Here is a 5,104-nt window from a genome sequence, read left to right as displayed (position 1 = left end):
GGCAAAGCGGATACCGATGCAGTGAATGTATCTCAATTGAACGAGCTGAAAATGCGGGTGACAACGGCGGCTTTGGTTTGACCGACACCAACGGCGAAAAAGTGACCCAAGATTTGGGCAAACAAATTCAGCTCAAAGGTGTGGATGGCGTAAACGTTACCGCCAAACCAGACGACAAAGCGCTTGAAATCGGCTTGGCCAACGACATCACCATTGGCAAACCAGCCAAAGATGGCCAACCTGGCGAAGCAGGCTCGATCGGCGTAGCCAGTAAAGACGGCAAAGACGGCGTGAGCATCAAAGGTGATGCAGGCGACGGCAAACCTGGCATTGGTATCGCTGGCAAAGACGGCAAAGATGGCGTGAGCCTCACCGTGAAAGAAGACGGCCAACCAGGCGTTGACGGCAAAGGCAAAGATGGTAAAAACACCAAACCTCGCCTTGAAGTGAACGGTGAAGAAGTGGCCACCCTCAACGATGGCATCAAATACGCTGGCGACTTCGGCAAAGGCGCAGCCATCAAGCTGAATAAGTACCAACATCAAAGGCAATGCCAAAGATGAAGGCAAACTTTCAGACGGCAATATCGGTGTGGTAGCCAACCAAACTGGCGATGATGCAGAATTGGTGTTGAAACTGGCTAAAGACTTGAAAGATTTAGACAGCGTAACCTTCGGCCCAGTGGATCCTGAAACAGGCAAACCTGCTGATCCAAGCAAAACTGTGTCAATCGGCAAAGACGGCATCAATGCTGGCAACAAACCGATTACCAACATCAACAATGGCCTGAACACCTACCCTGATGCACCGAAAAATGGTTTGGTTAACTTGGAAAACCCTGATGTGAAAGACAACACAGCCGCAACCGTGGGCGATTTGCGCAACATGGGCTGGATTGTAGGCGCACCAGGCAGCGACTACACTGATCAAGTGAAAAATGCCAACCAAGTGAACTTTGTGGGCACTGGCGCTGCGAAAGTGTCAGGCGAAACCAAAGATGGCGTTCGCACCATCACAATCGATGTGAAAGCCCCAGAAGGTGGCATGAGCGGCTTTGATGTTACGGCGAATGATGGCGATGCAACCACCATCACCGAAGGCAACAAAGTAAACTTCACTGATGGCAACAACACCAAAGTGACCACTGAACCGAAAAAAGATGGTTCTGGCGTGGATGTAAAAGTCGACTTGGCTGACAACATCACCGTGGGCAAAGACGGCAAAGATGGCGTTGATGGCTCAATCGGTGCCACTGGCAAAGATGGTGCAAGTGCGGTATTGAACGGCAAAGACGGTTCAATCGGCCTTACTGGCGCGAAAGGTGCCGACGGCAAAGATGGTGCTTCTGCTTCTATCAGCGTGAAAGACGGTGCCAAAGGCCTAGACGGCAACGACGGTAAAGACGGCGCAAGCAAAACTCGCGTGGTTTACACCAAACCAGACGGCAGCCAAGAAGAAGTGGCCACTTTGAACGACGGTTTAACATTTGCGGGTAACCAAGGTTCAGTTGACAAAAAACTCAACGAAACCGTGACCATCAAAGGCAACTTGGCCAATGACAAAGACGCCACTGCAGCCAATACCCGTGTAGACGTAGAAGATGGCAACTTGGTGGTGAAATTGGCCAAAGACATCACTGATGTAAACAGCGTGACCTTCGGCCCAGTGGATCCGAAAACAGGAAAACCTGCTGATCCAAGCAAAACTGTGTCAATCGGTTCAGACGGCCTTAACAACGGTGGCAATCAAATCACCAACGTGGCCAGCGGTGGCGATATCAATGATGAGAAAAACGCCAAAAACGCTGCCAATATTGGCGATGTGAAAAAAGCCGCTGCGGCAGCCAAAACCACTGTATCGTCTAACGATTCAACCGTGAAAGTGGTGAAATCAACAGACAAAGACACAGGCGCTGACAACTACGACTTGAGCATCAATGCACAAGGCGTAACCAACAACGCGCAATTGCCAGTGGTTTACACCGACAAAAAAGGCAACAAAGTGTACAAACAAGCCGATGGTTCGTTTAACACTGTGATGAACCCAACTGATGCGGAAAAAGAGAAAAACAAAGTTGATCCGAAAGATGTGATTGCGTCAATGAACAACGGCGACAACACCACTACGCCAACGCAATTGTCTAACGTGGCTTCAGCCATCGACGGCAAAGACGGTCAAGACGGCAAAGATTTTGCTGAAAAATTGGCCAACGCTGCCAAAGATCCTGTTGCGAAAAACAGCGCAGTGAATGTGAGCGACTTGAGCAACACCGCAGATGCCTTGACCAACAAAGGCTTCGGCTTAACCGACGACAACGGCAACGCAGTGAAAAAACCATTGGGCGACACACTCAAAGTGAACGGCCAAGATGGTATCACTGTGACTGCAAACGAAGGTTCAAACGGCCTCAACATCGGCTTGGGTAATGATTTGTCTGTTGGCGGTAAAGACGGCAAAGACGGCTCAATCGGCGTGAATGGCGCAGACGGTAAACCAGCTGTGGCCATCAATGGCAAAGGCGGCGGCTCAGTGGTTGTGGGCGGTAAAGATGGCGTTGCCGGCAAAGACGGCGCACCAGGCGTTGCCCTCAACGGCAAAGATGGCTCAATCGGCCTAGCAGGTAAAGACGGCGCCAATGCCGACATCACCACCAGCAAAGGCGATGCCTTCTTGGGCGGTAAAGGTGACGACGGCAAAGATGGCAAAGACGGCACTCGCCTCACTTATCAGCCTAAAGACAAAGACGGCAACCCAGTTGGCCAACCTAAACAAGTGGCTACCATGGATGATGGCATGAGCTTTGCTGGCGACACAGGTGATGTGATTAACAAAAACTTAACCAACAATTGGATATTAAAGGCAACGCTGATAAAGATGCAGCTGTGACTGATAAAAATATCCGTGTTGACAGCACAGAAGGTGCGTTGATTGTTAAGATGGCGAAAATGCTGCAAGACTTGGAAGGCGCAACCTTCGAAAAAGATGGCCAAACCTTGAAAGTTGAAAACGGTGGCATTGTGATTGTTGGCAAAAATGATGCCGGCGAAGACAAAACGGTCAAACTTAACGCCAACGGCCTAGACAACGGCGGCAACCGCATCACCAATGTGGGCCGTGGTACAGATAAAACTGATGCGGTGAACGTTGAGCAACTTGAAGAAGTGAAAACCAGCGCAGGTGCTGGCGGGTTCAACGTGGCCACCAATGGCGAAGACGCGAAGAAAATCAGCAACGGCGATACAGTTGACTTTGTCAACGGCAACAACACCGTGGTGAGCAAAGTCGACGGCGCCAAAGGCACCAAAGTGAAAGTGGACCTCGCCAAAGATCTCAAAGGCCTCAACAGTGTTGAGCTCAAAGATCAAGCAGGCAACACCACCAAGGTGACTGGCAATGGCGTGAACATCACCGGCACCAACGCCGCAGGCAAACCAAGCAATGTGAGCTTGACTGCCAACGGGCTGGACAACGGTGGCAACCGCATCACCAATGTGGCACCGGGTGTGAAAGGCACAGATGCTGTGAACGTGAACCAACTCAACGCTGTGGGCAACCGCATCGGCGATGTTGACCGCAAAGCACGCGGTGGTATCGCAGGCTCAACCGCCATGGCCAACTTGCCGCAAGCCTACATTCCAGGCCACTCAATGGTGGCTGTGGCAGCCGGCACACACCGTGGCGCCAACGCTGTGGCTGTGGGTGTTTCCCGCATCTCTGACAGTGGGCACGTGATCATCAAATTGAGCGGCTCAACCGACTCTAAAGGTGGCACAAACGCCGGTGTTGGTGTAGGCTATCAATGGTAATAACCTTGACCGCACTTTGCACAAAGTGCGGTCAGTTTTGATAAAAGGATTAAACATGAAAAAATTAGCAAAATGGGCATTGCCATTGTTGGCCGCCAGTGTTGTGGCCGCGTGCGGCAACTTAAGCGATGTGAAAAAGAACGGCACCACTGACGAGCCTAAATGGCCGAAAGTGGAAGATGCCAGCATCAACTTCTCAGGCTCTCAATACGGCACCTGGCCAAACTGGGACAACGTGCGCCAAATTGAAGCGGGCATGAATAAAGATCAATTGTACTATTTGATCGGCCGTCCGCACTACCAAGAAGGCTTATTCGGCGTGCGCGAGTGGGATTATGTGTTTAACTACCGCCAAAACGGCGTACACAAAATCTGCCAGTTCAAAGTGTTGTTTGATACTGACATGAACGCGCAATCGTTCTTCTGGCATCCAAATGGCTGTAACAATCAATACGAATTGAACGGCGACTTCTTGTTCGATTTCGATTCGGCCAAGTTGACACCGAAAGGCAAAAAAGTGATCGAAACCGTTGTAGAAGGTTTGAAATCACAAAATATCACGGCGGTGACCGTGGACGGTTACACCGATCGCTTAGGTTCAGACAGCTATAACGTGAAGCTCTCTCAACGCCGCGCCGATGCGGTTAAAGCCTATATGGCCAACCTCGGCTTCCCAGCACAGAATATTTCAACCCATGGTTTTGGTAAAGCCGACCAGGTGGTGGCATGTGATGGTGAATCAGGCCAAGCCCTAAAAGACTGCCTACGCCCAAATCGCCGTGTGGTGATTTCTGCGAAGCAGTAAGGGATATTTAATTCACGCAAAACCGCACTTTAAAGTGCGGTTTTTTATTGCGCGTCATTTTGAGCTAGCGCTCCGCGCGCACGTTTGCAACTCCGTCATCTCATTTTTTCCTTTCCTTTTTCTCTCTCATGACTCCGTCATCGCTATCGTTTTTCGCCGTTGGCGACTTCCTTTCTTTGCTTGTCCAAAGAAAGGAAGCAAAGAAACGACATTTTGCCCCTGTCCATAAGATATTCGCTTAGTGCCAAATTGCTACGGCTCGCTCGGGATCAAACCCTCACTCGCCTAGCACTTTAGGCACACGCTCAGCATCTTATTCCGGGGGCGATCGCATAGCGAAATTTTTAATTTTGAATATGTAAAGTGCGGTTTTGAGGCGGTTTAAAAGTGCGGTGGGTGTTGATTTTTGGTGAGTTGTGTTTTATAGTTGAAGCCAATGGGGGTGTTGGTTCCACCCCCACGGATTGGTTCTTAATAAGCAGGGAAGCTTATT

Annotated in this window: 4 protein-coding genes; all 4 read left to right on the top strand. The window is 50.3% G+C overall.

Features of this window, described 5'->3' with window-relative positions; genetic code table 11:
• Positions 1-21 precede the first annotated feature (21 nt).
• The 4 genes from HPC37_RS11325 (at position 22) to HPC37_RS10560 (ending at position 4,611) form a co-directional block, all read left to right on the top strand.
• Positions 22-81: a hypothetical protein gene (locus tag HPC37_RS11325; RefSeq protein ID WP_427915971.1), complete on the top strand. Its 60-nt coding sequence runs from the start codon at positions 22-24 to the stop codon at positions 79-81.
• Positions 82-591: 510 nt separating this feature from the next.
• Positions 592-2,886 carry a hypothetical protein gene (locus HPC37_RS10570; protein WP_208123074.1) on the top strand — a complete coding sequence of 765 codons (2,295 nt, stop codon included), beginning with the start codon at positions 592-594 and terminating at the stop codon, positions 2,884-2,886.
• Positions 2,883-3,806 (top strand): YadA-like family protein, encoded by a 924-nt coding sequence (locus tag HPC37_RS10565; protein WP_208123073.1) that lies wholly within the window; start codon positions 2,883-2,885, stop codon positions 3,804-3,806. Before HPC37_RS10570 ends, HPC37_RS10565 begins: the two co-directional genes overlap by 4 nt.
• Positions 3,807-3,861: 55 nt before the next feature.
• Positions 3,862-4,611 carry an OmpA family protein gene (locus HPC37_RS10560; protein WP_208123072.1) on the top strand — a complete coding sequence of 250 codons (750 nt, stop codon included), beginning with the start codon at positions 3,862-3,864 and terminating at the stop codon, positions 4,609-4,611.
• The last annotated feature ends 493 nt before the right edge of the window (positions 4,612-5,104 follow it).

Origin of the sequence: Spirabiliibacterium mucosae, from assembly GCF_014884965.1 — a bacterium.
GTDB lineage: Bacteria > Pseudomonadota > Gammaproteobacteria > Enterobacterales > Pasteurellaceae > Spirabiliibacterium > Spirabiliibacterium mucosae.
Note: the sequence above shows the minus strand (reverse complement) of the source record. Positions and strands in the feature narration are given on the sequence as shown.

What these genes read in the sequence shown, in the direction of transcription:
- HPC37_RS10560 (WP_208123072.1), top strand. Translation starts at nt 3,862, where the DNA reads ATGAAAAAATTAGCAAAATGGGCATTGCCATTGTTGGCCGCCAGTGTT.